This window comes from Methylobacterium sp. HJ2, assembly GCF_056431005.1.
This window is the reverse complement of sequence record NZ_JBWJYM010000005.1, coordinates 115,574-141,412: the sequence shown is the minus strand read 5'-3', so window position 1 is coordinate 141,412 and position 25,839 is coordinate 115,574. Positions and strand designations below refer to the sequence as shown.

General features: G+C 71.6%; 24 protein-coding genes. 19 read left to right on the top strand and 5 right to left on the bottom strand.

From position 1 onward, the window contains the following. The first annotated feature begins 691 nt into the window (after nt 1–691). From tsaB to ACS5RC_RS14160, 3 genes are all read left to right on the top strand, one after another. On the top strand, nt 692–1,375 hold the full coding sequence (gene tsaB / locus ACS5RC_RS14170; protein ID WP_478344513.1) for a tRNA (adenosine(37)-N6)-threonylcarbamoyltransferase complex dimerization subunit type 1 TsaB: 684 nt from the start codon (nt 692–694) through the stop codon (nt 1,373–1,375). Beyond that, nucleotides 1,372–1,893 carry a GNAT family N-acetyltransferase gene (locus ACS5RC_RS14165; protein ID WP_478344512.1) on the top strand — a complete coding sequence of 174 codons (522 nt, stop codon included), beginning with the start codon at nt 1,372–1,374 and terminating at the stop codon, nt 1,891–1,893. Before tsaB ends, ACS5RC_RS14165 begins: the two co-directional genes overlap by 4 nt. A 70-nt stretch (nt 1,894–1,963) precedes the next feature. Further along, nucleotides 1,964–2,824: a lysophospholipid acyltransferase family protein gene (locus ACS5RC_RS14160; RefSeq protein ID WP_478344511.1), complete on the top strand. Its 861-nt coding sequence runs from the start codon at nt 1,964–1,966 to the stop codon at nt 2,822–2,824. A 29-nt stretch (nt 2,825–2,853) separates the two neighbouring features. Here ACS5RC_RS14160 and ACS5RC_RS14155 read toward each other — a convergent pair whose 3' ends face one another. Further along, nucleotides 2,854–3,567: an SIMPL domain-containing protein gene (locus tag ACS5RC_RS14155; protein WP_478344510.1), complete on the bottom strand. Its 714-nt coding sequence runs from the start codon at nt 3,565–3,567 to the stop codon at nt 2,854–2,856. A gap of 868 nt (nt 3,568–4,435) precedes the next feature. Here ACS5RC_RS14155 and miaB point away from each other — a divergent pair. From miaB to cysC, 7 genes are all read left to right on the top strand, one after another. After that, complete coding sequence (miaB, locus tag ACS5RC_RS14150) at nt 4,436–5,773, top strand: tRNA (N6-isopentenyl adenosine(37)-C2)-methylthiotransferase MiaB (protein ID WP_478344509.1); 1,338 nt, start codon at nt 4,436–4,438, stop codon at nt 5,771–5,773. Between the two features lie 49 nt (nt 5,774–5,822). Then, nucleotides 5,823–6,947 carry a PhoH family protein gene (locus ACS5RC_RS14145; RefSeq protein ID WP_478344508.1) on the top strand — a complete coding sequence of 375 codons (1,125 nt, stop codon included), beginning with the start codon at nt 5,823–5,825 and terminating at the stop codon, nt 6,945–6,947. Between the two features lies 1 nt (nt 6,948). Continuing rightward, entirely contained in the window at nt 6,949–7,458 is a 510-nt protein-coding gene (gene ybeY, locus ACS5RC_RS14140; protein WP_478344507.1) for an rRNA maturation RNase YbeY, read from the top strand. 33 nt (nt 7,459–7,491) lie between these two features. Next, nucleotides 7,492–8,628: a CBS domain-containing protein gene (locus ACS5RC_RS14135; RefSeq protein ID WP_478344506.1), complete on the top strand. Its 1,137-nt coding sequence runs from the start codon at nt 7,492–7,494 to the stop codon at nt 8,626–8,628. Further along, nucleotides 8,625–10,298 carry an apolipoprotein N-acyltransferase gene (gene lnt, locus ACS5RC_RS14130; RefSeq protein WP_478344505.1) on the top strand — a complete coding sequence of 558 codons (1,674 nt, stop codon included), beginning with the start codon at nt 8,625–8,627 and terminating at the stop codon, nt 10,296–10,298. Before ACS5RC_RS14135 ends, lnt begins: the two co-directional genes overlap by 4 nt. Continuing rightward, nucleotides 10,295–11,563 (top strand): MFS transporter, encoded by a 1,269-nt coding sequence (locus tag ACS5RC_RS14125; RefSeq protein WP_478344504.1) that lies wholly within the window; start codon nt 10,295–10,297, stop codon nt 11,561–11,563. The genes lnt and ACS5RC_RS14125 overlap by 4 nt, the downstream gene beginning before the upstream one ends. 175 nt (nt 11,564–11,738) lie before the next feature. Continuing rightward, nucleotides 11,739–12,374 carry an adenylyl-sulfate kinase gene (gene cysC / locus ACS5RC_RS14120; protein WP_478344503.1) on the top strand — a complete coding sequence of 212 codons (636 nt, stop codon included), beginning with the start codon at nt 11,739–11,741 and terminating at the stop codon, nt 12,372–12,374. 55 nt (nt 12,375–12,429) lie between these two features. Here the strand turns inward: cysC and ACS5RC_RS14115 are convergent, their stop codons facing one another. Further along, a complete protein-coding gene (locus ACS5RC_RS14115; protein ID WP_478344744.1) occupies nt 12,430–13,959 on the bottom strand; it encodes a helicase HerA domain-containing protein in 1,530 nt (509 codons plus the stop codon). Between the two features lie 171 nt (nt 13,960–14,130). Between ACS5RC_RS14115 and ACS5RC_RS14110 the strand changes: the two genes are divergently transcribed. The 5 genes from ACS5RC_RS14110 (at nt 14,131) to ACS5RC_RS14090 (ending at nt 21,732) form a co-directional block, all read left to right on the top strand. Next, nucleotides 14,131–15,165 (top strand): P1 family peptidase, encoded by a 1,035-nt coding sequence (locus ACS5RC_RS14110; RefSeq protein WP_478344502.1) that lies wholly within the window; start codon nt 14,131–14,133, stop codon nt 15,163–15,165. A 319-nt stretch (nt 15,166–15,484) separates the two neighbouring features. Next, nucleotides 15,485–17,434 (top strand): acetate--CoA ligase, encoded by a 1,950-nt coding sequence (gene acs / locus ACS5RC_RS14105; protein ID WP_478344501.1) that lies wholly within the window; start codon nt 15,485–15,487, stop codon nt 17,432–17,434. A gap of 231 nt (nt 17,435–17,665) precedes the next feature. After that, a complete protein-coding gene (locus tag ACS5RC_RS14100; protein ID WP_478344500.1) occupies nt 17,666–18,037 on the top strand; it encodes a DUF485 domain-containing protein in 372 nt (123 codons plus the stop codon). Continuing rightward, a complete protein-coding gene (locus ACS5RC_RS14095; RefSeq protein WP_478344499.1) occupies nt 18,034–19,713 on the top strand; it encodes a cation acetate symporter in 1,680 nt (559 codons plus the stop codon). Before ACS5RC_RS14100 ends, ACS5RC_RS14095 begins: the two co-directional genes overlap by 4 nt. A 285-nt stretch (nt 19,714–19,998) precedes the next feature. Then, nucleotides 19,999–21,732 (top strand): MFS transporter, encoded by a 1,734-nt coding sequence (locus tag ACS5RC_RS14090; protein ID WP_478344498.1) that lies wholly within the window; start codon nt 19,999–20,001, stop codon nt 21,730–21,732. Between the two features lie 122 nt (nt 21,733–21,854). Here the strand turns inward: ACS5RC_RS14090 and ACS5RC_RS14085 are convergent, their stop codons facing one another. After that, complete coding sequence (locus ACS5RC_RS14085) at nt 21,855–22,097, bottom strand: hypothetical protein (protein WP_478344497.1); 243 nt, start codon at nt 22,095–22,097, stop codon at nt 21,855–21,857. 294 nt (nt 22,098–22,391) lie between these two features. On the opposite strand from ACS5RC_RS14085, the gene ACS5RC_RS14080 reads away from it, so the two are divergent. The 4 genes from ACS5RC_RS14080 to ACS5RC_RS14065 all read left to right on the top strand — a co-directional run bounded on the left by ACS5RC_RS14080 (nt 22,392) and on the right by ACS5RC_RS14065 (nt 23,968). Beyond that, on the top strand, nt 22,392–22,679 hold the full coding sequence (locus ACS5RC_RS14080) for a hypothetical protein (RefSeq protein ID WP_478344496.1): 288 nt from the start codon (nt 22,392–22,394) through the stop codon (nt 22,677–22,679). A 339-nt stretch (nt 22,680–23,018) separates the two neighbouring features. Next, nucleotides 23,019–23,228, top strand: coding sequence for a cold-shock protein (locus tag ACS5RC_RS14075; protein WP_478344495.1), 210 nt, complete (start codon nt 23,019–23,021; stop codon nt 23,226–23,228). Between the two features lie 95 nt (nt 23,229–23,323). Further along, on the top strand, nt 23,324–23,692 hold the full coding sequence (locus tag ACS5RC_RS14070) for a DUF6481 family protein (RefSeq protein ID WP_478344494.1): 369 nt from the start codon (nt 23,324–23,326) through the stop codon (nt 23,690–23,692). Nucleotides 23,693–23,755: 63 nt separating this feature from the next. Then, nucleotides 23,756–23,968 carry a hypothetical protein gene (locus ACS5RC_RS14065; RefSeq protein ID WP_478344493.1) on the top strand — a complete coding sequence of 71 codons (213 nt, stop codon included), beginning with the start codon at nt 23,756–23,758 and terminating at the stop codon, nt 23,966–23,968. A 565-nt stretch (nt 23,969–24,533) separates the two neighbouring features. On the opposite strand, the gene ACS5RC_RS14060 is transcribed toward ACS5RC_RS14065, so the two are convergent. Beyond that, on the bottom strand, nt 24,534–25,442 hold the full coding sequence (locus ACS5RC_RS14060; RefSeq protein ID WP_478344743.1) for a DUF6925 family protein: 909 nt from the start codon (nt 25,440–25,442) through the stop codon (nt 24,534–24,536). Between the two features lie 82 nt (nt 25,443–25,524). Further along, the gene (locus ACS5RC_RS14055; RefSeq protein ID WP_478344492.1) at nt 25,525–25,743 is read right to left on the bottom strand and encodes a hypothetical protein; all 219 of its coding nucleotides are present in this window, start codon (nt 25,741–25,743) and stop codon (nt 25,525–25,527) included. Nucleotides 25,744–25,839 lie beyond the last annotated feature (96 nt).

The following is a 25,839-nucleotide window of genomic DNA, read 5'->3' as shown; positions in this document are numbered from 1 at the left end:
CCCCGCTCCTCCTTCGGTGCGGGCCCGCGGATCGGGGGATTCCGGCGTGGCGCCCCTCCTCTCCCTGCGCCTGCGATGGTCCCACATCACGGATGAAGCCCGCGCGTTTCCCTCCCCCCTCTGCGGGGGAGGGGGCCGAACGCAGTGAGGCGGGAGAGGGGAGCGACGGTTCAGGACGGCGCTCGGCATCGACATTGGGCTTTGTCCTGCGTCGTCGCTCCCCTCTCCCGACCCGCTTCGCGGCCCACCCTCCCCCGCAGAGGGGGGAGGGAAGAACCTGCGCTTGTGCAAGACACCCGGAGTGGGATCGCACGACGTGTGGGGTTCGCTTGTTTCCCGCGCGCTTAGTGAGGGGATGCGCGCCAACCGCGGTGCGTGAGCCTGCCAAGCCCCGCCGGACGAGCCCCCGTGCCGCGCGCACGTTCGCGCGCAAGCCGCAGGCGCCCGCGCCCCGGTCTCACGGCGCCCTCCCCCGCAGCGGCGAGCGCGCCCGTGCGCCGGATCCGCGTCGGATCCGACGCCCACAAGAAACCCGTCGCTCCCGCGCAACAGTGCGGGGCGAAGCGCGGCGATCGCGCCCGCTCCGCCTGACGGGGCGGCGGTTTTGGCCTAGGCTGAAGGCCGGAGCCGGGCCGGCCGCGAGACCGGCCCAAGCGGAGGATCGGCGAGAGGCCGGCGAACGGGAGTGGGCGTGCGTATCCTGGCCATCGACACGGCGCTGGAACTCTGCTCGGCCTGCGTGGCCGAGGACGCGGTTCTGGCGCAGGAGAGCCTGCCGCTCGCCCGCGGCCACGCCGAGGCGCTGCTGCCTCTGGTCGAGCGGGTGATGGCCCGGGTCGAGGGCGGGTTCGAGAGCCTGGAGCGCATCGCCGTCACGGTCGGCCCCGGCAGCTACACGGGCCTGCGCGTCGGCCTGTCCGCGGCGCGTGCGCTCGGCCTCGCCACCGGCCGGCCGGTGGTGGGTGTCACCACCCTGTCGGCGCTCCTGGCGCCGCATCTGGCCGCCAACCATGCGGGGACCATCGCGGCCGCGATCGACGCGCGCCACGGCGCCGTCTACATCCTGGCCCTGAACGCCCGCGAGGGCGTCGCGGTGCCGCCCGTCCACCTGCCCGTCGAGGCGGCGGCCGAGCGGCTCGGGCAGGGGAGCCGACAGGGGCCCGTCACCCTGGTGGGCTCGGGCGCCCCGGCGCTCGCCGCCGCGCTCCAGGCCCGGGGCGTTCCCGCCACCGTCGCGGACACGGCCGGCCCCGACATCGTCTCCGTCGCCTCGCTCGGGCAGGTCGCGGACCCGGCCCAGGCCCTGCCCCGCCCGATGTATCTGCGCGGGCCGGATGCCCAACCCCAGGATCACGCGAGGCTCGCCCGCCGATGAGCCGCCCGGTCTCGCCGTTCTGGCCCTTCGAGTGGTGGATGGCGTGGTGGGACACGCTCCTACCCGAGCCCTACGTCGCGCCGCTGACCGATGCGGGGCAGGCCCGGGCGCTCGCCCGCCTGCACGCCACCGCCTTCGCGCGGCCCTGGGACGCGCACGAGTTCGAGCGCATGCTGTGCGAGCGCGGCACCCACGCCCACGCCCTCTGGCGGTCCGGCACGCTCCAGGGCTTCGTGCTCTCGCGCAAGGTGGCCGACGAGGCCGAGATCCTCACGGTGGTGCTGGCGCCGGCGTTGCGCGGCGGCGGCCTGAGCCACCGGCTGCTGCGCGAGCACCTCGCCCATCTCGCCCATGCGGGCGTGCGGCACGTCCATCTCGAGGTCGACGAGGGCAACGCCCCCGCCCTCAAGCTCTACGCGCGCCACGGCTTCCGGCAGGTCGGCACCCGCACCGGCTACTACCCGAAGGCCGACGGCAGCCGGGCCACGGCGCTCACCATGCGGGCCGAGCTCGCGTGAGGTCGCGGAGCGTCGGCGCGATGCGCTTGAGCATCGGCGCGATGTTCTTGAGCATCGCCACGAGGCTGCCGTGACGCGGCTCGGCATCGCCGCCCGATTCCTCGTGCTCGGCCTGGGCTTCGCCCTGCTCGCCGGGCCGCACTGGCTGCGCCTGCGCCTCGGGCGCCCCTCCGGCCGCGCGCCGGTGCTGTTCCACCGCCTGTTCCTGCGCCTGTTCGGGGTGCGGGTGACGCAGAGCGGCACGCCGCCCGCGCCCGGCGAGCCGGCCCTGGTGCTCGCCAACCACGTCTCCTGGCTCGACATCGTGGCGCTGGGCTCGCTCCGCCCCCTCTCCTTCGTGGCGAAATCCGAGATCGCGGGCTGGCCGGTGATCGGCTGGTTCGCCGTGCTGCAGCAGACGATCTTCATCGACCGGGCCCGGCGCGCGGCCACCGCGGAGGTCAACCGCACCCTCGGGGCGCGGCTCGCGGCGGGCGAGCTGATCGTGCTGTTCGCCGAGGGCACCACGGGCGACGGCACCCGCCTGCTGCCGTTCCGCTCCTCCCTGGTCGGCGCCGCCCGCACGGCGATCGAGGCCGAGCAGGGCCGCCTCGACCGGATCCGTCTGCAGCCGCTGGCGCTCGCCTATCCGCGCCGCAACGGCCTGCCGGTGACGCGCGTCGAGCGGCCCGACGTGGCGTGGTACGGCGACATGGACCTCGCCCCCCATCTCGGCGCCTTCCTGCGCGAGGGGCCCCTCGACGTCCACGTGGTCTGGGGCGCGCCGATCCCCTTCGAGGCGAAGACCGACCGCAAGGCCGCCACCGCCCAGGCCGAGGCCGCGGTGCGCACGGCCCTGCGCGGCCTGCGTGCCCGGCCCCCGGAGGCGGTGGCGCCCGCATTGCCGGCCGGAGCGCCCGCGGGCGTGCCGGAGATGGGAGCGACGGTGTAGGGGGCTCGGCCCGAGGGACGCGCCCGCCCTCAGCGCGGGGCGATGCGCCAGGTGATGGTGACGGCGGAGTCGAAGCCGATGCGGGCCGGCGGGATGACCGCGACCCGGTAGGAGCGCGGCATGTCGGCCTCGAAACGCTCCGGGTTCGCCTCGCCATCCGTGATGCTGAGGATCTCGACGAGCTTCAGGTCCGCCGCGTCCGAGTAGGCGGCGGCCTGCTCGCGGGCATCGGCGACGGCGGCGCGGCGGGCCTCGATCAGGGCCGCCCGCTCCCGCTCCACCCGGAAGGTCACCGCGCCGACGTCGAACAGGCCCGTGCCGGCGATCCGGCCGATGACGGCGTTCAGGCCGTCGATGCTGGCGCACCGGAGGTCGAAGCTCGTTCGCGCCGTGAAGGGCTTCGCGATCGGGGCCGGTTCCGGCCGGCCGGCATAGGAGCTTGACGGCGGACGCTTCTGCTCGTCGATCCCGTAGCTGCCCGACTGGATCGTCACCCCGTCCGCTTCAAGCCCCTTGAGCAGCGCCAGCGCCTCGCTCGCACGGGCCGGGTGGGTCGCCGCCACTTCGGCGAGGGTTCGGCCCGGCGTGCGGACGATGGCAGTGAAGCCTGCGAATTCGGGCTTGATCTCGTAGCGGCCGGTTCCGCGTACGGTCAGGATCGAACCCGGGATCGACGGAGGTTCGGCGCGGGCGGAAGCGGCGCTCCCGATCAGCACCAGGGTGAGCAGGAGGCGCGCGCGCATTGCAGGAGACCAGATTCCGGCAGCTCGGGATCCACTGCCCCAAGAACGGATATAAATCTTAGATCGCGGCGCAATTCTGTCCGCTCCCGGGCGAAAGCTTGACCGTTGCCGGGCCCGGAAGCCCGCTGTGGGAGGGTGGGATGTGCTCATGTCTGATGCCGCGCAGGCGTCGATCGTGCGGTGGTTCGGGCGGATCGTCCCGAACAGATCGCCGTCACTCTGGCCTTGACAATGTTCCTGTTTTGTGCTCAATGTCTCGCACCTGCTGCCCGGCGGGCCGGCGCGAGCCGGACCGCCTCGGGGGCCGGCCCCGGAGACCGACCGGGGCCGGTCCGGGCGGCGGGGCGGTGCCCGCGTCCCCGGCTTCGGTCGTCGGGGCCCCGGGCGGCGCTGCCGACGCAGGCCCGTCTCGGGCCGGGCGCGCGACCCGCGAGGAAATGCGCGGGGAGCCGAACCCGGATCTGGGTGGTGCCTCAGGGACACTGGCCCGCCCACTAGGAGGCGGGCTTTGCGCCGGGATAGGCGTCCGTCAGCTAATCGGGGGCACAGGCGACCCGAAGTGCGGCGGTGTGGAGTCGGGCAGCGTCGGAGACACCGCGACGCCAAGACGGCAGGCGCTTCGGGGACCACGCCCGAGCCTCTGCCGCGGGACGCCGGTGAGCCGGCTTTGCAGCAACGTTGCGTCAGGGCTTCGCGGCGTCCCGCGTCACCCCGATCGGCGGATTTCGGCCATGCTCCCGGCGGGACCCCGCGCGGGGCCGCGTCGCCGTGCCCGCCGCGACGACCCGCGAAATCTGTGCTAGAGCCCGCCGCCCGGCCGCGCATCCTGAGTTCGGCGGGCCGGATGGACCAAGCGGGACGGGACGCGTTGAAGAAAGCCTTCGTCAAATCCTACGGCTGCCAGATGAACGCCTACGACGCCGCCCGCATGGCGGACGTGCTGGGCGCCGAGGGCTACGCGGCCACGGACGACGTCGCCGATGCCGACGTCGTCATCCTCAACACCTGCCATATCCGCGAGAGGGCCGCCGAGAAGGTCTATTCCGAGCTCGGGCGCCTGCGCGTGCTCAAGGGCGAGCGCAAGCTGGCGGGCCGGGACACCCGGATCGTCGTGGCGGGTTGCGTGGCGCAGGCCGAGGGCTCCGAGATCCTGGCCCGGGCCCCGGCCGTCGACGTGGTGGTCGGCCCCCAGAGCTACCACCGCCTGCCCGACCTGCTGGCGCGCTCGCACGCGCGCCGCGTGGTCGACACCGAGTTCCCCGCCGAGGACAAGTTCGACCACCTGCCGGCCCGGCGCAACCGCGGCGTCTCGGCCTTCCTCACCGTGCAGGAGGGCTGCGACAAGTTCTGCGCCTTCTGCGTGGTGCCCTATACCCGCGGGGCCGAGGTCTCGCGCCCCGTCGCGGCGGTGCTGGCGGAGGCGGCCCGGCTCGCGGCCGAGGGCGTGCGCGAGATCACCCTGATCGGCCAGAACGTGAACGCCTATCACGGGCTCGGAGAGGACGGCGCCGCCGCCACCCTGCCCGACCTGATGCGCGCGGTGGCGGCGATTCCCGGCATCGCCCGGATCCGCTACACCACGAGCCACCCCAACGACATGGCCGACGACCTGATCCGGGCGCATGCCGAGATCCCGGCGCTGATGCCCTACCTGCACCTGCCGGTGCAGTCGGGCTCCGACCGCGTCCTGAAGGCGATGAACCGCAAGCACACGGGCGACCAGTACCGCAGGCTGATCGACCGGGTGCGGGCGAGCCGGCCCGACATCGCGCTCTCCTCGGACTTCATCGTGGGCTTCCCCGGCGAGACCGACGCGGATTTCGCCGACACGATGCGGCTCGTGGCGGACATCGGCTTCGAGAGCGCCTTCTCCTTCAAGTACAGCCCCCGTCCCGGCACGCCCGCGGCCGAGCGGGCCGACGCGGTGCCCGAGGCGGTGATGGCCGAGCGCCTCGCCGCCCTCCAGGCGCTGCTCGACGACCAGCGCCACGCCTATCAGCGCGCCGCCGAGGGCCAGGTCTTCGCGGTGCTGGTCGAGAAGGCCGGGCGCCATCCGGGCCAGGTCGCGGGCAAGACGCCCCACATGCTGGCGGTGCATTTCGAGGCCCCCGCCTCCGCCATCGGCAGCCTCGTGCCGGTGCGCATCCGCGAAGCCGGCGCCAACAGCCTCTACGGCGAGGCGCTGGCCCGGGCCGAGGCCGCGTGAGGCGGCGAGCGGCCCCCGCCGTCCCCGCAGGGCGGGGCGTGTCGAAGCTATGCCAGGGAAGGACATCCCCGTGACGCCAGCGGACGGACCGGCGGGGCGCGACCCCTTGCGCGGCAGAGGGCCGGCTGCCCGGCCGGGCGCCCTGGACGAGACCGCCGAGATCTCGCTCACCTTCGACGACAACCGGCTCGCGAGCCTCGTCTTCGGCCAGTACGACCAGAACGTCGCCCATATCGAGCGGCGGCTGGAGGTCACGGCGACCGCCCTCGGCAACCACCTCGTGGTCAAGGGCCCGGCCGACGCCGCCGAGATGGCCCGCCGCGTCTTCGAGAAGCTCTACGCCCGGGCCCGCGCCGGCGGCGCCCTGACGCTCGGCGAGGTCGACGGCGCGATCCAGGAGGCCACGGTCCAGGGCAACCTGTTCCCCTCCGCGGAGATCGCGGCCGAGCCGGACCGGCCGCATTTCGAGCAGATCGCCACCCGCCGCCGCGGGGCGGTGCGGGCCCGCAACGCCGCGCAGGACGCCTACATCAAGGCGCTGCGCACCAACGAGCTGGTCTTCGCGGAAGGGCCCGCGGGCACCGGCAAGACCTGGCTCGCGGTGGGCCACGCCGTCTCGCTGCTCGAGCAGGGCCATGCCGAGCGGCTGATCCTGTCGCGCCCCGCCGTCGAGGCGGGCGAACGCCTGGGGTTCCTGCCGGGCGACATGCGCGAGAAGGTCGATCCCTATCTGCGGCCGATCTACGACGCCCTCTACGACTTCATGGAGGCGCGCCACGTCGATCGCGGCCTGCAGACCGGCATCATCGAGATCGCGCCCCTGGCCTTCATGCGCGGGCGCACCCTCACCAACGCCGTGGTGCTGCTCGACGAGGCGCAGAACACCACCTCGATGCAGATGAAGATGTTCCTGACCCGGCTCGGCGAGAACTCGCGCATGATCGTCACCGGCGATCCGAGCCAGATCGATCTGCCGCCGGGCCAGAAGTCGGGCCTCGTCGAGGCGGTCCAGGTGCTCGACGGCGTCGAGGGCATCGGCCGCATCACCTTCCGGGACGTGGACGTGGTGCGCCACGACCTCGTGCGCCGCATCGTCACCGCCTACGAGCGCTCGGCCCACGGCGAGGCGGACGGCGACCGCAACCCGAACCCGCGCCGCCGGCCGCTTGCCTGAAATGGGCGCCCAGGACGAGCCTCCCGAGGTCGAGGTCGCGGTCGAGGACCCGCGCTGGGAGGCCGTGCCCGACCTCGAGGCGCTGGTCCTCCGCGCGGTGGCGGCCGGGCTCGCCGTGGCGCCCGAGCCGCCCGGCCACGCCGTCGAAATCAGCGTGCTGCTCGCCGACGACGCGACCGTGCGGGAGCTGAACCGCACCTGGCGCGGCCAGGACAAGCCGACCAACGTGCTGTCGTTCCCGGCCGCGCGGCAGCCGAGGCATGCGGGCGTGGCGGTGCCGCTCGGCGACGTCGTTCTTGCGTATGACACGATGCTGCGCGAGAGTGCCGAGCAGTCGAAGCCCTTCGAACACCACCTCGCCCACCTCCTTGTTCATGGCACCCTGCATCTCCTCGGCCAGGACCACGAGACCGGCGAGGCCGAGGCCGAGGCCATGGAGGCGCTCGAGGTCGTGGCGCTCGCCCGCCTCGGCGTGCCCGACCCCTACGCCGATGCCTCACCCCGCCCCTGAGCGGACGGCGACAGCCCCCCAGATCCGGACGACATGACCAACGATCGAAGTCGCGGCGCGGCCCAGGCCGCGCCCAGTTTCCCCGCCGAGGGCGAATCGGGCCAGAGCCGCGAGCCCTGGTACGACCGCCTGCTCCAGGTGCTGCACCTGAAGCCGCGCGACTCCCTTCGGGACGATATCGAGGACGCGCTGGCCGAGCCCGATACCGGCGAGAACGCCTTCTCGCCCCTCGAGCGCGCCATGCTCAAGGCCGTGCTGGGCCTGCACAAGGTGCGGGTGGACGACGTGATGATCCCCCGCGCCGACATCGTCGCCGTCTCGATCGAGACGAGCCTCGGCGACCTGCTGCGGCTGTTCCGCACGGCCGGGCATTCCCGCCTGCCGGTCTATGGCGAGACCCTCGACGACCCGCGCGGCATGGTCCACATCCGCGACTTCGTGGACCACATCGCGGCCCGGGCCGAGGCCGCGACGCGCCGGAGCCCGGCGGCACCGCAGGCCTCGGCGCCCCAGGCGTCCGAGGCGGAGACCGAGCGGCCCGCCCCGCGGACGCGGCGCGCCCCGGCGCGGGCGCTGCGCACGCTCAACCTCGGCAATGTCGACCTCTCGGCGACCTTGGCCTCCACCCGGATCCAGCGCCCGGTCCTGTTCGTGCCGCCCTCCATGCCGGCGATCGACCTGCTGGTGCGGATGCAGGCGACGCGCACCCACATGGCCCTCGTCATCGACGAGTACGGCGGCACCGACGGGCTGATCTCGATCGAGGACCTGATCGAGATGGTGGTCGGCGACATCGAGGACGAGCACGACGTGGCGGAGGGCCGCCTCGTCCAGCGCGTCGACGGCGAGGCCGAGGTCTTCGTGGCCGACGCCCGCGCGCCGCTGGCTGAGGTCTCGGAGGCGACCGGCGTCGATCTCGTGGCCGCGGTCGGCGAGATGGCCGAGGAGATCGACACGCTCGGCGGCATGATCGTGACGCTCGCCGGTCGCGTGCCCTCGCGGGGCGAACTGATCGCCGGCCCGGGCGACCTCGAGTTCGAGGTGCTCGACGCCGACCCGCGCCGTCTCAAGCGCCTGCGCTTCCGCCGCGGCCCGGCCCGCATCGAGACCGTCGTGCCGCTCGCCCTGCCCCCGCCCGCGAACCCGCCCGCCGAGACCCCGCACCCGTGATCGCAACGGCAGACGCCCCCGCCCGCGCCGCGGCGCCGGGCGCGCAGCCGCTTGCGCCGCATCGACTGAGCCTCGGCGCGGTGGCGCGCCTCGCCGGCTGGCGGCGCCTCGGCCTCGCCTGGCTCGCCGGCGCCCTCGGCGCGCTCGCCATGCCGCCCTTCGGATTCTTGCCCGCCCTCGCCCTCTCGCTCTGCCTCGCGGTCTGGCTGACGGATGGGGCGGCGGAGGGCCGGAGCGCGCGCGGCCGGGCTTGGGCCTGCTTCCTCGTCGGCTGGGCCTGGGGCTTCGGCTACCTCACCGCCGGATTGTGGTGGCTGGGCTCCGCCTTCCTGGTCGAGGCCGACGAGTTCGCCTGGGCCCTGCCGCTCGGGGTGATCGGCCTGCCCTTCGGGCTCGGGCTCTTCTACGGCGCGGGCTTCGGCACCGCCGGCCTGCTCTGGGTCCGGGGCCCGGGGCGGATCGCCGCTCTCGCCTTCGGCATCGGCGGTGCCGAGTGGCTGCGCGGCCACGTGTTCACGGGCTTTCCCTGGAACACCCTCGGCATGGCGCTCGGCCAGAACCTCTGGCTGATGCAGGCCGCGAGCGTGATCGGCCTCTACGGGCTCACCGTGCTCGCCGTGCTGGTCGCCGCGGCCCCGGCGACGCTCGCCACCGGCTCGAACCCGCGCAGCCGCTTCGGGCCGAGCGCGGCCGCCGCGATCGTGCTCGCCGCGCTCGGCCTCTACGGCTGGGACCGGATCGGACCGGGGCCCGACCCCGTCCTGGCCGGTGTGCGGCTCAGGCTGGTGCAGCCGAACCTCCCCCAGGACGCCAAGTTCCGCCCCGAGAACCGCCAGGACATCGTCGACCGCTACATCGAGCTGAGCCGGCGCGATCCTGAGCCCGGAACCCCGGGTCCGACCCATATCGTCTGGCCGGAATCCGCCTTCCCGTTCCTGATCCAGCGCGATCCCGCCTCCCTCGCCCAGGTCGGGGCCGGGCTCGAGGCCGGCCAGCATCTCCTCACGGGCGCGGCCCGGGCCGAGGAGCCGCTGCCCGGCGAGCGCCTGCGCTACTTCAACGCCATCATGGTGATCGAGCCGGGCGGGCGCATCAGCGACAGCTACGACAAGGTCCACCTCGTACCCTTCGGCGAGTACCTGCCGGCCCCCCTCGACGCGGCCTTGCGGGCGCTCGGCCTGCGCCAGTTCGTGGCGATTCCCGGGGGCTTCTCGGCGGGGACAAGGGCCGCGCAGCGCATCCTGACCGTGCCCGGCCTGCCGCCCGTCGTCGGCACGATCTGCTACGAAGCGATCTTCCCGGGCGCCCTCCTGCCGCCGGCCGGCCCAGAAGCCGCGGGCGAGCCGCCGGGCCTGATCCTGAACGTCACCAACGACGCGTGGTTCGGCGACACGCCGGGCCCGCGCCAGCACCTCGCCCAGGCCCGGCTCCGGGCGGTCGAGGAAGGCCTGCCGCTCGTGCGCGACGCCAATACGGGGATCTCCGCGGTGATCGACGCGCACGGGCGCATCACGGCGCGCCTCCCCCTCGACCAGGAGGCGATCCTCGACGCCGACCTGCCGGTGCGCGTCCTCGGCGGCACCCTCTACGGGCATTTCGGCGACGGCGCCTTCGCGCTGATGCTCGGCGCCTGCCTCGCGGCGGCCCTGCGCGCCCGGATGCGGGCGTGAGCGCGCCCGTCCCCGCACGCCCGGCCCCGAATCCGCTCCTCCTCGGCGGCGGCCTGATGCTGGTGGCGTTCAACATGCGGCCGGCGCTGACCACGGTCGGCCCCCTGCTCGCCGCCATCCGTGACGGCACCGGCCTCGGCGCCACGGGCGCGGCCGTGCTCACCACCCTGCCGGTCCTGTTCCTCGGGGTGGCGAGCGTGCTCGGGCCCCGCGTCAGCCGCCTGCTCGGACCGGATCGCGGGGTGCTGCTGGCCGCCGCGGTCATCGCCTTCGGTCTCGGCCTGCGCGCCTTCGGGGGGCTCCCGGCGCTGTTCGCGGGCGCCTGCATCGCCTCCCTCGGCATCGGGCTCGCGGGCGTGCTGATGCCGGGCCTCGTCAAGCGCGAATTCCCGCGCCAGGTCGGCCTGATGACCGGTCTTTACACCATGACGCTCTGCCTCGGCGCGGCGGCGGGCGCCGGCCTGACCGTGCCGCTGCAGGCCCGGCTCGGCGGGAACTGGTCGCTGGCCCTGACGGCCTGGGCGCTCCCCGCCGCCCTCGCGGCGCTCGCCTGGATCCCCTTCGCGCGGCCCGCCCCGGCCCCGGCCCGGCCCGGTTCGGGCCGGCCCGCACGGGCGATCTGGCGCGAGCCCCTGGCGTGGCAGGTGACGGGCTTCATGGGGCTGCAATCCTCCCTGGCCTACATCCTGTTCGGGTGGGTGCCGCTGATCCTGCAGGGCCGGGGCCTCAGCCCCGTCGATGCCGGCTTCGTCGCGGCGCTGATGAGCGTCGGGCAGGCCCCCGCGGCGCTCCTGCTGCCCACCGTCGCCGCGCGGCTGCGCGACCAGCGCGGGGCGGCGCTCGGCATCGTCGGCCTGACCGTCAGCTGCTACCTCGTCGTCGTCGCCGGCCCGCTCGGCCTGATCGTTCCGGCGACCCTCGGCCTCGGCTTCGGCCTGGGCGGCTGCTTCGGCCTCGGGCTCACCATCATCGTCCTGCGCGCCCGCGACACCGATTCGGCCGCCGCCCTCTCGGCCATGTCGCAGGGTGTCGGCTACACCATCGCCTCGCTGGGCCCCCTCGGCTTCGGCATCGCCCACGAGGCGGCGCTTGCCGCGCCCGGCGGATTCGTCGGAGCCGCGAACGGCTGGGCGCTTCCCTCCGTGCTGTTCTGCGCGATCAGCCTCGGCGCCGCCCTGTTCGCCCTCGGCGCCGGACAGGACCGCCAGGTCGGCGCCCCCCCGCTAGAGCCGGCCTCCCCGCGAGGAGACGGCGCTCCCCGTTAGGGATCAGGGGGCGCGGCGTCGGGAATCGCGTCGCCCGCCTTCCGGACACGGTGGCGCAACGTGAGGGCGCGAGAATGCCGTCCGCCGAGTGGGGCCGATGCTGTGCCGCGCCCCGGGAGCCATGCCGGACCTGATATCCTCCCGCGGTCCGGATCCAGCGAGGAGAAGCGTCCGCTTGTCGAAGCCCCCGCTCTGTGCGCTCCCCGAGACGTCGCCCCGCTCCCGGAATCTGACGTGGCAGGATCTCCAGCCGCGGGAGGCCCGTTGGGCGAGCCTGGGGCAGCGCCCGGCGATCGCGTGGTTCACCGGGCTCTCGGGCGCGGGCAAGTCGTCGATCGCCAACGCCGTCGACCGGGCGCTGACCCGGCAGGGGCGGCACTGCATGGTGCTCGACGGGGACAACCTGCGCCACGGGCTCAACCGCGATCTCGGCTTCACCGCCGCGGACCGGGCCGAGAACATCCGGCGCGCCGCCGAGACGGCCCGGCTCATGGCCGAGGCCGGCCTCGTGGTCATCGTCTCGCTGATCTCGCCCTTCCGCGCGGAGCGGGCCGAGGCGCGCCGGATCGCGGGCGACATCCCGTTCCTCGAGGTCTTCATCGACACGCCGCTCGCGGTCTGCGAGGCGCGCGACCCGAAGGGCCTCTACGACCGGGCGCGGGCCGGCAAGATCCCGGACTTCACCGGGATCTCGGCGCCCTACGAGGCGCCGTTGGCCCCCGACCTCGTCATCGGCACGCAGGACGTCAGCGTCGAGGTCTCGGCCGATCGCCTGGTGGCGCGCCTGCTGGGCCTGACGGCGCCCCCCTGACCGAAGCGGATTGCGTCTCGGGCGAACCCGCCCGAAGGCTGGCGGGGCACCCCCCTCACTCGGCGGCGAAGAGCCAATCCGTGCCGGCCGTCTCCGGCGCCGACACGGCCTCGCCCTTCGGGTCGCCCGGCGCGGTCTCGCAGGCGAGCGCCGGCACGGCGATCACCCGGTTGCCGCGGAAATCCGTGCGGCAGACCACGGCGCCGCGGCTCTCCATGTAGCCGAGCAGCCGCCGCGCCCGGCCCGGCGAGCGGCTGCCGATCGCCTTGGCGAGGGCGCCGTCGCCGGGGCATGGCTCGCCCGCGAGGGCGGCGCGGGCGAGCAGCAGGAACAGGCCCTGCACCTCCTCGGGCATGGTCGCCCCGATGGCGTTGGCCTCGGCCCAGCGCCCGCCCTCCTCGGGGCTCTCCTCGGAGGGGGCCGCGATCCCGGCCCGGGCGACGCTGAGCGCGCGCCGGAAGGCCGGCAGGCCGAGGCTCTCGCCGTCGAGCCCGCGCATCCGACAGCGCACCAGGAAATCCTGATAGACCACCGCCACGGATTGGCGCGCCGCGTCGGCGTCGGCGACGAGGCTCTGCAGCACCGCCTCGCAGCCCGCGCGGTTCTCGGCCGGGTCGAGGGCCGGCGCGGCCGGGGCGGGCTCGGGCCGGTGGGCGGCGAGCGCGCGCATGAGATCGGCTGGGGTGACGCGCGGCGTCGCCGGCGTGCGGGGCCCGCGGCCCGGCAGGACGAAGCCCTCCTCGGCGGGCGCCAGGATGCGGGCGCGCAGATCCTCGTCGGCGGCCTGCGGCAACGGGATCAGGCCGGGCGCGGCGGCGCGCGAGCCCGTCGTCACCGGGCCGATGCGCAGGGCCACCGGGCGCCGGCTCAGGGCGGGGCCGAGCGCCACGAACTCGCCCCGGCCGAGATCGCGGAAGCGCTCAGCCCCGCGCCGGTCGAGACCGAGCAGGTCGGCGGCCCGCGCCATGTCGATGTCGAGGAAGGTGCGGCCCATCAGGAAGTTGGTGGCCTCCGCCGCGACGTTCTTGGCGAGCTTGGCGAGCCGCTGCGTGGCGATGATGCCGGCCAAGCCCCGCTTGCGCCCGCGGCACATCAGGTTGGTCATCGCCCCCAGCGCGATCTTGCGGGCCTCGTCCGAGACGTCGCCCGCGGCGGCCGGCGCGAAGATCTGCGCCTCGTCGACCACCACGAGACAGGGGAACCAGTGCGCGCGCTCGGCCTCGAACAGCCCGCCCAGGAAGGCGGCGGCGGCGCGCATCTGCGCCTCCATGTCGAGGCTCTCGAGGTTCAGCACCACGGAGACGCGGTGCGCCCGGACCCGCGCGGCGATGGCCTGGAGATCGTCCTCCCCGTGCGCCCCGTCGACCACGAGATGGTCGTGCGCCTCCGCCAGGGTGACGAAATCGCCCTCGGGGTCGATCACCACCTGCTGCACCAGGGCGCCGCTCTGTTCCAGCAGCCGCCGCAGCAGGTGCGACTTGCCCGAGCCGGAATTGCCCTGGACGAGAAGACGGGTCGCGAGGAGCTCCTCGAGGTCGAGGCCGACCGGCCGCCCCTGCCCCGCCCCGTCGAGGCCGACCCCCATCTCGATCGTGCCGTCGCCGCCGAACGCCATCCCCGCTCCGGTTTGCCGCCTCGCAAAGTGCGGCGCTCTGGCTAACACGGGCGGGCCGGCCGGAGTGCCGTCGGCGCGCCGCCCGTCCACAGGGTTGGCGCCCCCTGTGGACGGCGCGGCCCAGCGTGTCATTCTGGGCCGATGAGCCGCATCACCGACATCCCCGGCCTGCGGGTCGGCCACGCCACGGACCTGCGTCTTGCCAGCGGCGTCACGGTGCTCCTGTTCGACCGGCCCTGCGTGGCCGCGGTCGACGTGCGCGGCGGCGGGCCGGGCACCCGCGAGACCGACCTGCTCGAGCCCGAGCGCACCGTCGAGGGCATCGACGCCCTGGTTCTGTCCGGCGGCTCGGCCTTCGGGCTCGACGCGGCCGCGGGCGTGGTGGCGTGGCTCGCGGAGGCCGGGCGCGGCTTCCCGGTCGGGGGGATGCGGGTGCCGATCGTGCCGGGCGCCGTCCTGTTCGACCTCCTGAACGGCGGCGACAAGGCCTGGGGCCGCTACCCGCCCTACCGCGACCTCGGCTACGCGGCGGCGCGGGCAGCGGCGGTCGACTTCGCCCTCGGATCGGTCGGGGCGGGCACGGGGGCGCGCACCGGCAACCTCAAGGGCGGGATCGGCTCGGCCTCGAGCCCGGTCCCCGGTACGGGCTTGCGCGTCGGCGCGCTCGCGGCGGTGAACGCTTTCGGGCGGGTCACGATCGGCGACGGACCGCATTTCTGGGCGGCGCCCTACGAGCGGGGCATCGAGTTCGGCGGCCTCGGCTGGCCGGCTTCGATGCCCGCGGACGCCCTCGCCTTCCCGGCCCGCGGGCTGCCCGGCGGCGCCACGACGCTCGCGGTGGTGGCGACCGATGCCCGCCTCACCAAGGCCCAGGCGCGCCGCCTCGCAGTGGCCGCGCAGGACGGCCTCGCCCGGGCGATCCAGCCGGTGCACACGCCGCTGGACGGCGACGTGGTCTTCGCTGCCGCCACCGGGGCCGTGGCCCTCGCCGACCCCATCGCCGATCTCGCGCGCCTCGGCGACGCGGCGGCCCAGGTGCTCGCCCGCGCGGTCGCGACCGGCGTGCACGCGGCCGCGAGCCTGCCGGGCATCGCCCCGGTGCCGGGCCTGCCGGGTGTCGGGCTGCCGCCGGCTTGGCGGGAAAGGTTCGGCGGCGATCGCGACGAGGCCGGATAGGGGTGGGGACCGGATGGGCCCGGAAGTTCGGCCTCTCTGGCCTGTCCGCCCACGCCGCGGGCCGCGGTTCTCGCGGCGGGCGGACGTCCCGTCAGGCTTGCCGGATCTGATTTCTTCAGGTGCACGAAGTGGATGCTACCTTTCGGTAGCTTGACACACCGAAACCGAGACATGACGAGCGGTTTGTATTGGGCTCGATCGAAACGCGCCGTTGCAGGACGCTTGCGGCAGGTCGGCCGGCGAGGCATGACAATCGACAAAGCCCGGCGCGCGCGGATGGACCGTGCTCAGATCGGACATCAATCAGGGATGAAGCGTTATGGACGAGAAGGTCGTCGCTGTTCAGGACGCGTGGCGCGAGGGCGCTCATGTGGACGACGCTAAATACCAGGCGATGTACAAGGCGTCGGTCTCCAACCCGGATGCCTTCTGGGCCGAGCACGGCAAGCGCATCGACTGGATGACACCATTCTCCAAGGTCAAGGAGACCAGCTTCGAACCCGGTAATATTTCGATCAAGTGGTTCGAGGACGGCAAGACCAACGTCGCCTACAACTGCATCGACCGTCATCTCGAGACCCGCGGCGATCAGACCGCGATCATCTGGGAGGGCGATGACCCGGGCGAGTCGAAGCACATCACCTACCGTGAGCTGCACGCGCAGGTGTGCCGGATGGCCAACGTCCTGCGCAACCGCGGGGTCGGCCTGGGCGATCGGGTGACGATCTACCTGCCGATGATCCCGGAGGCCGCCTACGCCATGCTGGCCTGCGCGCGGCTGGGCGCCATTCACTCGATCGTGTTCGGCGGCTTCTCGCCGGACAGCCTGGCCTCGCGCATCCAGGGCTGCGACGCCAAGGTGGTGATCACCGCCGACGAGGGCCTGCGCGGCGGCCGCAAGGTGCCGCTGAAGGCCAACGTGGACGCCGCCATCGACCGGCTCGGAAACGATCTCGTCGAGCACGTGATCGTGGTGCGGCGCACCGGCTCGCAGATCGCGATGGAGCCCGGCCGCGACGTCTACTACCACGAGGCCGCCGATCAGGTGACCGACGAGTGTCCGGCGACGGCCGTCGATGCCGAGCACCCGCTCTTCATCCTCTACACTTCGGGCTCGACCGGCCAGCCCAAGGGTGTGGTGCACACCACCGGCGGCTACCTCGTCTACGCGTCGATGACCCACCAATACGTCTTCGACTACCGCGAGGGCGAGGTCTATTGGTGCACCGCCGACGTCGGCTGGGTCACGGGCCACAGCTACATCGTGTACGGGCCGCTCGCCAACGGCGCGACGACACTGATGTTCGAGGGCATCCCGACCTACCCGTCGAACTCCCGGTTCTGGGACGTCGTCGACAAGCACAAGGTCAACATCTTCTACACGGCGCCGACCGCGATCCGCTCGCTGATGGGCGGCGGCGAGGGCCCGGTGAAGAAGACCTCGCGCGCCTCGCTGCGCGTGCTCGGCTCCGTCGGCGAGCCGATCAATCCCGAGGCCTGGGACTGGTACTACAAGGTGGTGGGCGACTCGCGCTGCCCCATCGTCGACACGTGGTGGCAGACCGAGACCGGCGGCATCCTGATCACCCCGCTGCCGGGCGCCACCGCGCTGAAGCCCGGCTCGGCGACGCGGCCGTTCTTCGGCGTCCAGCCGGTGATGGTCGATGCGGAAGGACGTGAGCTCGATGGTCCCTGCGAGGGCAACCTCTGCATCAAGGACAGCTGGCCGGGGCAGATGCGCACCGTCTACGGCGACCACGAGCGCTTCGAGCAGACCTACTTCTCGACCTACAAGGGCCTCTACTTCACCGGGGACGGCGCCCGCCGCGACGCGGACGGCTATTACTGGATCACCGGTCGGGTCGACGACGTGATCAACGTCTCCGGGCACCGCATGGGCACGGCCGAGGTCGAATCCTCCCTCGTCGCGCATGCCAAGGTCGCCGAGGCCGCGGTGGTGGGCTATCCCCACAACCTCAAGGGCCAGGGCATCTACGCCTACGTCACCCTCAACGAGGGCGAGGAAGGCGACGACGCGCTGCGCAAGGAGCTCGTCACCTGGGTCCGCAAGGATATCGGCCCGATCGCCTCGCCGGACCTGATCCAGTTCGCACCCGGCCTGCCGAAGACCCGGTCGGGCAAGATCATGCGCCGCATCCTGCGCAAGATCGCCGAGGACGACTTCTCGACCCTCGGCGACACCTCGACCCTGGCCGACCCGGCCGTGGTCGAGGACCTGATCGAGAATCGTCAGAACCGGCCGCGCTGAGCGGCCTCGGCGGAGAGGCGGCACGGCCGCATCTCCGCCGATGACGCGCCGTCACAGAAGATCGAGGCATAATCCCGCGTTTGATCTTTCCTGCCGGATACAATCTGGACGAGAACGATACCGACCGTCGACACCGGGGCACGCGGACCTGGACAACAAGAAAAAGCCTTTCGCCCACGCATCGACCGGGCGGCGCTCGCGAGGAGCGCGCCCGGCGGAGGAACACGCCCCATGACCGGTACGACAGTGAGCAGTCTCAACCCTCGATCCGCGGCTCCGCCGCGCACAGCCCCCGTTGGGGCCGCGACATCGATCGACCGCATCGTGCAGAACCCACAATTCCAGCAACTCGTGGCCGAGCGCACGCGGTTCGGCTGGACCCTGACCATCGCGATGCTGGTCGTCTACTTCGGCTTCATCGGGCTCATCGCCTTCGACAAGTCGCTCCTCGCCGTGAAGATCGGCACCACGAGCTCGCTGGGGCTCCTGCTCGGCGTCGGCGTCATCCTGTTCGCCTTCCTGCTCACGGGCCTCTACGTCGCCCGCGCCAACACCCGCTACGACGCCCTCAGCGCCGAGCTGAAGCGGAGCCTCGGCCAATGATCCGGATCCTCCTCGCCCTCGCCGCGACCGCCGCGGCCGGCCCCGCCCTCGCGGCCGGTCCCGATCTCGGCGCCGTGCAGCAATCCGCGACGAACTGGCCGGCCATCGGCATGTTCTTGTTCTTCGTGTTGTTCACCCTGGGCATCACCTACAAGGCCGCCAAGGGCACGAAATCGGCCGCCGATTTCTACGCCGCCGGCGGCGGGATCTCGGCCGGCACGAACGCCCTGGCGATCGCGGGCGACTACATGTCGGCGGCCTCGTTCCTGGGCATCTCGGGCCTCGTCTACACCTCGGGCTTCGACGGCCTGATCTACTCGACGGGCTTCCTGGTCGGCTGGCCGATCGTGCTGTTCCTGATCGCCGAGCGCCTGCGCAACCTTGGCAAGTTCACCTTCGCGGACGTGGCGAGCTTCCGCCTCGATCAGACCTCGATCCGCATCATCTCGGCGGTCGGAACCCTCGTGGTGGTCGCCTTCTACCTGATCGCTCAGATGGTCGGCGCGGGTAAGCTGATCCAGCTCCTGTTCGGCCTGCCCTACCTCTACGCCGTCGTCATCGTCGGCGTGCTGATGATCGTCTACGTCGCCTTCGGCGGCATGAAGGCCACCACCTGGGTGCAGGTGATCAAGGCCTGCCTTCTGCTCGGCGGCGCCACCTTCATGGCGGGCGCCGTGCTCTATCAATACGGCTTCAATCCCGAGAAGCTCTTCGGCTCGGCCGTCTCGGTCCATCCGAAGGGCGAGGCCATCATGGCGCCCGGCGGTCTCGTGTCGAACCCGGTCGAGGCGATCTCGCTCGGCGTCGGCCTGATGTTCGGCACCGCCGGACTGCCCCACATCCTGATGCGCTTCTTCACGGTGTCGGACGCCCAGGCGGCCCGCAAGTCGGTGTTCTACGCCACCGGTCTGATCGGCTACTTCTACATCCTCACCTTCATCATCGGCTTCGGCGGCATCGCCCTGCTGATGTCCGATCCGAGCTACTTCAAGCTCGGCCCGGCCGGCGCCTTCGACAAGCTGAAGGACATGATCGGCGGCACCAACATGGTGGCGGTGAACCTCGCCAACGCGGTGGGTGGCCCGTACTTCCTGGGGTTCATCTCGGCGGTCGCCTTCGCCACGATCCTCGCCGTGGTGGCGGGCCTGACGCTGGCCGGCGCCTCCGCGGTGAGCCACGACCTCTACGCTCAGGTGATCGCCCGCGGGCGCACCACCGAGGCGCACGAGGTCAACCTCTCGAAGATCTCGGCCGTGGTGATCGGCATCGTCGCGATCGTGCTGGGCTACATCTTCGAGAACCAGAACGTCGCCTTCATGGTCGGCCTCGCCTTCTCGGTGGCGGCAAGCTGCAACTTCCCGGTGCTGGCCATGTCGATCCTGTGGCGCGGGACCACGACCTGGGGGGCGCTCGTCGGCGGCCTCGTCGGGCTCGTCGCAGCGGTCGTCATGGTGGTTCTGTCGAAGGCCGTTTGGGTGGCCACCCTCGGCCATCCGGTGGCGCTCTTCCCCTACGACAACCCCGCCTTGTTCTCGATGCCGCTGGCCTTCGCCACGATCTGGATCGTGTCGAGCCTCGACAAGTCGCGGCGGGCCCAACGCGAGCGCGCCGCCTTCGAGGCCCAGTACGTGCGCTCCGAGACCGGCATCGGCGCCGCCGGCGCGCACGCGCACTGACGGCGCGGTCCGGCCGGGCTCGTCGTCCGGCCGGGCCGCTCATAGTCGAAGTCTGATTACGAAGAGGGGCGCGGTTTAATCCCGCGCCCCTCTTTGTTTTTGGGGTCTGTGTTGTCGGCCGGATTTGGGCTTCAAAATAGTCGATAACCTGCCGGGCGGCGGTGCATTACCTATTGGGCCCGATTGCGGCATGCGATAACCGTTCTGTGTGCCGCCGCAACAGGCGTGCGAACAGGATCCGCAGAAGCGGACGCCCAAGGACCAACAACCCGGAGGATCGACAGGATGGCTGGGGCAACCGCAATGGCGCGGCCCGGAGACGCGGCTAGGCCGATGAGTGCCGGCGAGAAGAAGGTCATTCTGGCCTCCTCGCTGGGGACCGTCTTCGAGTGGTACGACTTCTATCTCTACGGATCGCTGGCGGCGATCATCGGCGCGCAGTTCTTCTCGGCCTACCCGGAGGCGACGCGCAACATCTTCGCACTGCTCGCGTTCGCGGCGGGCTTCCTCGTGCGCCCGTTCGGTGCGCTGGTGTTCGGCCGGCTCGGCGACATGGTCGGGCGCAAGTACACCTTCCTCGTCACCATCCTGATCATGGGCATCTCGACCTTCGCGGTCGGCCTGCTGCCTTCCTACACCACGCTCAACGCCTACGGCATCGGCTGGGTCGCCCCCGTGACGCTGCTGGCGCTGCGCATGCTCCAGGGCCTCGCGCTCGGCGGCGAGTACGGCGGCGCCGCGGTCTACGTGGCCGAGCACGCCCCGATGGGCCGGCGCGGCTTCTACACCGCCTTCATCCAGACCACCGCGACACTGGGCCTGCTGCTTTCGCTGATCATCATCCTGTCGACGCAGGGCTACGTGAACAGCGCCTTCCCAAGCACCACGGTGACCAACGCCGACGGCACCACCACGACCCTCACGGCCTTCCAGGTCTGGGGCTGGCGCATCCCGTTCCTGGTCTCGGTCGCCTTGCTCGCGATCTCGGTCTGGATCCGTCTGCAGATGCAGGAGAGCCCGGCCTTCCAGAAGATGAAAGAGGAGGGCACCCATTCCAAGGCGCCGCTCTCCGAGGCCTTCGGCCAATGGAAGAACGCCAAGTGGGCGCTGCTGGCGCTGCTCGGCCTTACCGCGGGCCAGGCGGTGGTCTGGTACACGGGGCAGTTCTACGCGCTGTTCTTCCTCCAGAGCATCCTGAAGGTCGATCAGTTCACCGCAAACGTGATGATCGCCTGGTCGCTCATCCTCGGCACCGGCGGCTTCCTGATCTTCGGCAGCCTCTCTGACAAGATCGGCCGCAAGCCGATCATCCTCGGCGGCTGCCTGATCGCGGCGCTGACTTACTTCCCGCTGTTCAACATGCTCACGGCGAACGCCAACCCGGCGCTCTACGCGGCGCAGGCGAACGTGCCGGTTGTGGTGAAGACGAACACGGCCGAATGCTCGTTCCAGTTCAACCCGGTCGGCACGGCCAAATTCACCAAGGAGTGCGACATCGCCAAGGCGCTCCTGGCCCGCAGCGCCGTCGCCTACAAGACCGAGCAACTCCCCGCCGGCTCGCCGACGGTGGTCAGCGTGAACGGCCGTGACTTCCCGGTGGCGGACCCCGCCTTCGCGAAGGCCGTGCCCGCCGCGCTCACCGAGGCCGGCTACCCGGCGGCCTCGAACCCGAGCGTGGTCAAGGCCGCCAACCCGATCGATATCTTCACGAACCAGAAGCTCGCCGTCATCGGCATCCTGACGATCCTCGTCATCTACGTGACGATGGTCTACGGCCCGATCGCGGCGGCGCTGGTGGAGCTGTTCCCGACCCGAATCCGCTACACCTCGATGTCCCTGCCCTACCATATCGGCAACGGCTGGTTTGGCGGGCTGTTGCCCGCCACCGCCTTCGCGATGGTGGCCCAGACCGGCGACATCTATTTCGGCCTCTGGTACCCGATCGTGATCGCGCTCTTCACCTTCGTGGTGGGCCTTATCTTCATCCCGGAGACCAAGGACCGCGACATTCTGGCGTAAGCCGGAGCCTAGTACGGTCTGAAGGTCATCAAGCGGCGCCCGATCCCATCCGATCGGGCGCCGTTCTCGATTCTGGATTCCTGGGGCCTTCCGGTTCCGGTCTGCGGTGTGTGGAGGGGCGGCTAAGAATCGAGGGCCAGGGCCGCGTTGGCCATCGCGCTCACCCGCGCATCACGCTTCGCCTGCCTCAGGACGATCCGGGCGGCGGCCCGCGCATTGGCGGCACGAAGTGCCCCATTCGGCTGCCCGTCGCGCAAGGCCCGCCACGCCATGGTGCGGAACCAGTTCGCGTTGGCGATGGCAACGGCCCGCCGTTCGGCGAAAGGGCCGCGCTGGGTCGATTCCGGGGCGGTGAGCGTCAGCATGATATCGATCCTGACCGGTTGGCCAGTGCCTGCTCCACAATGGAACAGAAGTTGGGGCCTTCTCAGGTGGTTGGCAATGCGTGTTCCAGCGGCAGGACAACAAAATGACGCCGTTTCGCGGCCTCGTCCCGACACATCGGAACGAGGCCGCGAGACCGGCTTTCCCGGGCAGGAAGGCGTACTCGTGGGACTCAGATCTAGCCCGTGTTCACGGAGCCCCGGATCCTGGAGCAGGACCCCACCGCAGGCCGACCGTCTCGCTCGCGCCATCGCCGAGTACGTCTGTGAGGGTAAGTGGAAGCGCCGACCTTGGCGGACGCTGCGGGCGCACGGGAAAGTGAGTGCGGTTCCAGAGAAATCGGCGATACGGTGATGCTTGAGGGATGGGGAGACCGAATGCCAGTCTCTGATGTGATGCCGACTGCCCCCTTGACGGCGGAAGAGGCGCTCAAGGCCGTCCTCAAGCTCGCCGAGAGCGACGATTACGACGCTCTCGCCGGCTCCGAAATGCGGACGTTGCTCAAAGCGATCGCGCAGGTCGCAGGGCGGACATTGGAAGGACTCGCATCCGCGCGAGGTTGACGGCGGAGGGCCTGGGCCGAAGCGGTCGTCCCCGAGGAACGTGAAGCGGATCGGGTGTTGCCCAGGTCAGATCGTACCCAACGGCACCCTTGCGGTGTTCCGTGTCTGCACGATGCCCGTGCGCTCAATCTTGTCCGGACGATCAATTTTTCGTCGTAGCTTGCAAAATTGCCCACCGAGTCGTAGATCTAGACCATCGATATGTGGCCGGATCATCTGGGCCGTAACGCCTTCGCAGGGCGGTTCTTACCTTCTTTCCCTATCGATTGAGCAATCCGCGGCGCGCCTCGACGCGCGCGGCACCGGGCATTCGCCTGCGAAGACGTCTAAGGATATCCTATGAGCATCGGCACCGTGAAGTGGTTCAACGACCAGAAGGGCTTCGGCTTCATTCAGCCGGATGACGGCGGCAAGGACGTGTTCGTCCACATCTCCGCCGTCGAGCGAGCCGGCATGCGCAGCCTGACGGAAGGTCAGAAGGTTTCCTACGAGATGGAAACCGATCGGCGCAGCGGCAAGCAGTCCGCCGGCCAGCTCCAGAGCGCCTAAGCGCTTCGCGTACCCTGATCGAAGCCGCCTCACCTGAGGCGGCTTCTTCATTTCGGGCTGCATCCAGCTCGCAGCCACCACTACCAGGAGAGTTCGTGAGCTTTCGCAATACCCAGACCGTCACCGGCCGTCTCGAATCCTCGGCGGAAGCCCGCCGCGAGATGCTCGCTCGTTTCCGTGCCCGGCCCTCGTCGGACAGCCCGGCCGTGCAGGCGCAGCAGGCCACGCGGCGCGCGATCGCCGAAGCCCGTGACGAGCGCGCCGCGCAGCGGCAAGCTCAGCGTGAGGCAGAAGCCGCGCGCTTGGCCGCGGAGGCAGCTGCTCAGGCAGAGGCAGAGGCGGAGCGCAAGGCACAGGCCCAGGCCGAGGAGGCCGAGCGAGCTCGCGAGCGGCTTGCCGAGCAGAAACTGCAGCGGGACGCCCGCTACCTGGCGCGCAAGGCCAAGGCGCAGAAGCGCCGCTGATACGATCGGCGGTCCCACGCGCCGGTCCCGGCGCGGGACATCCGTGGAACCGAGGAAGTATTGATGTCCCACAAGTTCAAGATTGGTCAGCGGGTGCGGCGATCTCTCGGGGCGCACGGCGCCGCTGAGCTTGTCGAGATCCTCCGGCTGATGCCTGAGGAGCGCGGCGGCGAGCCGTCCTATCGGATCCGCACGGACGCGGGTGAGCGCGCCGTTCGTGAGAGCGAGCTGGCGCCCATGGCTCGTTCCGAGCCGGGGATTGGCCTTCCGGCCTGATCCCAATCTCCGGACTGCCCCCGGCGTTGCAGGGATGCGCGATGGGTTGATGACGAGGCGCGCGAAGCTTGTCTCATTGTTGCATGTAAAGCCGTAATTTCGCTGGCTAACACACCGCATTCGCTCCTTTGAACTCATTCTCTGTGCAGGTGGGTGGATCTGGTGTCCACCCTCGGTATTACATCCCGGCTCACGACGGCGGCCCGCTCCCAAACACTCAAGACATCATCGCGCGGATGCGACCCTGGGCCCCGACGCGGGGTGAATCGTGATCAGGCAGCCGCGAGCGTCTTCCGAGGCCGGGTGCAACTTCGCCACCGAATTGCGGCAGGCCAAGCACTTCCCCGGTCAGGATCCAAATCGCGGCAGCGCCCCTGAAAACGGGGCGTCCAACGCCAAGGTTCGGCGGCCAAAGGCTGAATCGCGGCGGGCGGGAGACTGGATTTGTTGCCTGGAAGCCAGTTGCGCCGCATGACGAGCGCCATCAATCATGGCTCGGATCTACCGTAATCGCAAAGGTCTCCGGTTCGACGAAGCCGGCACCTCAAGGGGCGCTTGAGTCGAATCAGATCTCCGCCCGCTTCTGGCAACCAGCCTGAAGCAGGCCGACCAGCCGGACGTTCCGGGCGTGCCGCGGCGCGACGCTGTTCCTCGGTTCGCCGCGCTTGACGGCCAGCAGGTCCGGGTCGCCCCATCGGAGGAGATTCGCCTGGAAGGCCGTGTGGCGCGTCATATCGAAGGCGGTGGGCTGCCCCAATCGGTCCTTGCAGGGATGGGGCGGGTGGAGGGTGGCGCAGGGGATCTGGTTGGGCGGAATCGGCGTCGTCGCCGCGTGCGTGCGGTTGTGGCGCAGGAGCTTGGGCAGGACATGTGTGCGCGGACCCTGCGCAACGGCCTCGCCGGGACGCGCGAGCGGCACGTAGACCTCGATGCGCCCGAAGCGGGCCTGGAACACCCGGTGCGGGCTCCGCGCCGCGAGCAGCGCCGGCAGCGGGTTGCCGGGCGCGAAGAGCGGACGGCCCGCGCCCGCCCGCAGGGCGGCCAGCAGATCCGGATCGCGGGTCCGCACGCAGGCATCGACCGCCGCGAGGCCCAGGCCCAGATCGAACAGCCGGTCCTCGGCCTCCTCGGCGCGCGCCGCCATCCGGTCGGGCCCGAGCTCCGTCACCACGCCGCGCCGGCCCATCGCGCAGGCCTCAGCGGGCAGGCACAGGGCCAGCGCGTGGTTCCAGCCGTCGCCGAGCGCCGTCTCGTAGGCGAAGGGCCTGAGACCCGGCACGGGGGCGAGCGCGAGGGCGCCGCGGGCCGTGGCGTAGCCGAGGCGCGCATCGGGCAGGGCGCGGACCGGCTCGTCCGGGTCGCGCCAGAACAGGGCGACCGCGCCGAAACTGCCGAGGCTCCAGCCCGTCTCCGCGTCGGCGAGCGCCGCGCGCAGGAGCGCCGCGACGTCCTCGGCCTCCGCCGCCGCCCGGATCTCGGCCGTCAACGGCTCCGACCGCGTGCGGGGCGGCCGCCACGCATCCCGTGCGCCCGCTTCCCGTGCGGTGGACGGCACGCTAGCCGAGATACCCCGCGTCCCGCAGCGCCGCCTCGACGGCCGCGTGCACGGGTTGCAGCACGTCGTCGTTCCGGGCCTGCGGCGGCTGGAGCGGGCGCATCGGCGGGAAGTCCGGCAGCGGATCCGGCGCGAGGCGCGCCCCGCCCGTGTCCGGCCCGGGCGCGTCCTCGGGCCGGTTTCTCAACCGCAGCGGCAACGACATCAGCCGACCGAGCATTGCAAGTCCTCCGGAGTGCCGAGGCGACAACGCCCGACGGGCCTCTCCGTTCTGCCACACCCGTCACGGCGGTGGCCAGATCAGGCCATCAACCAG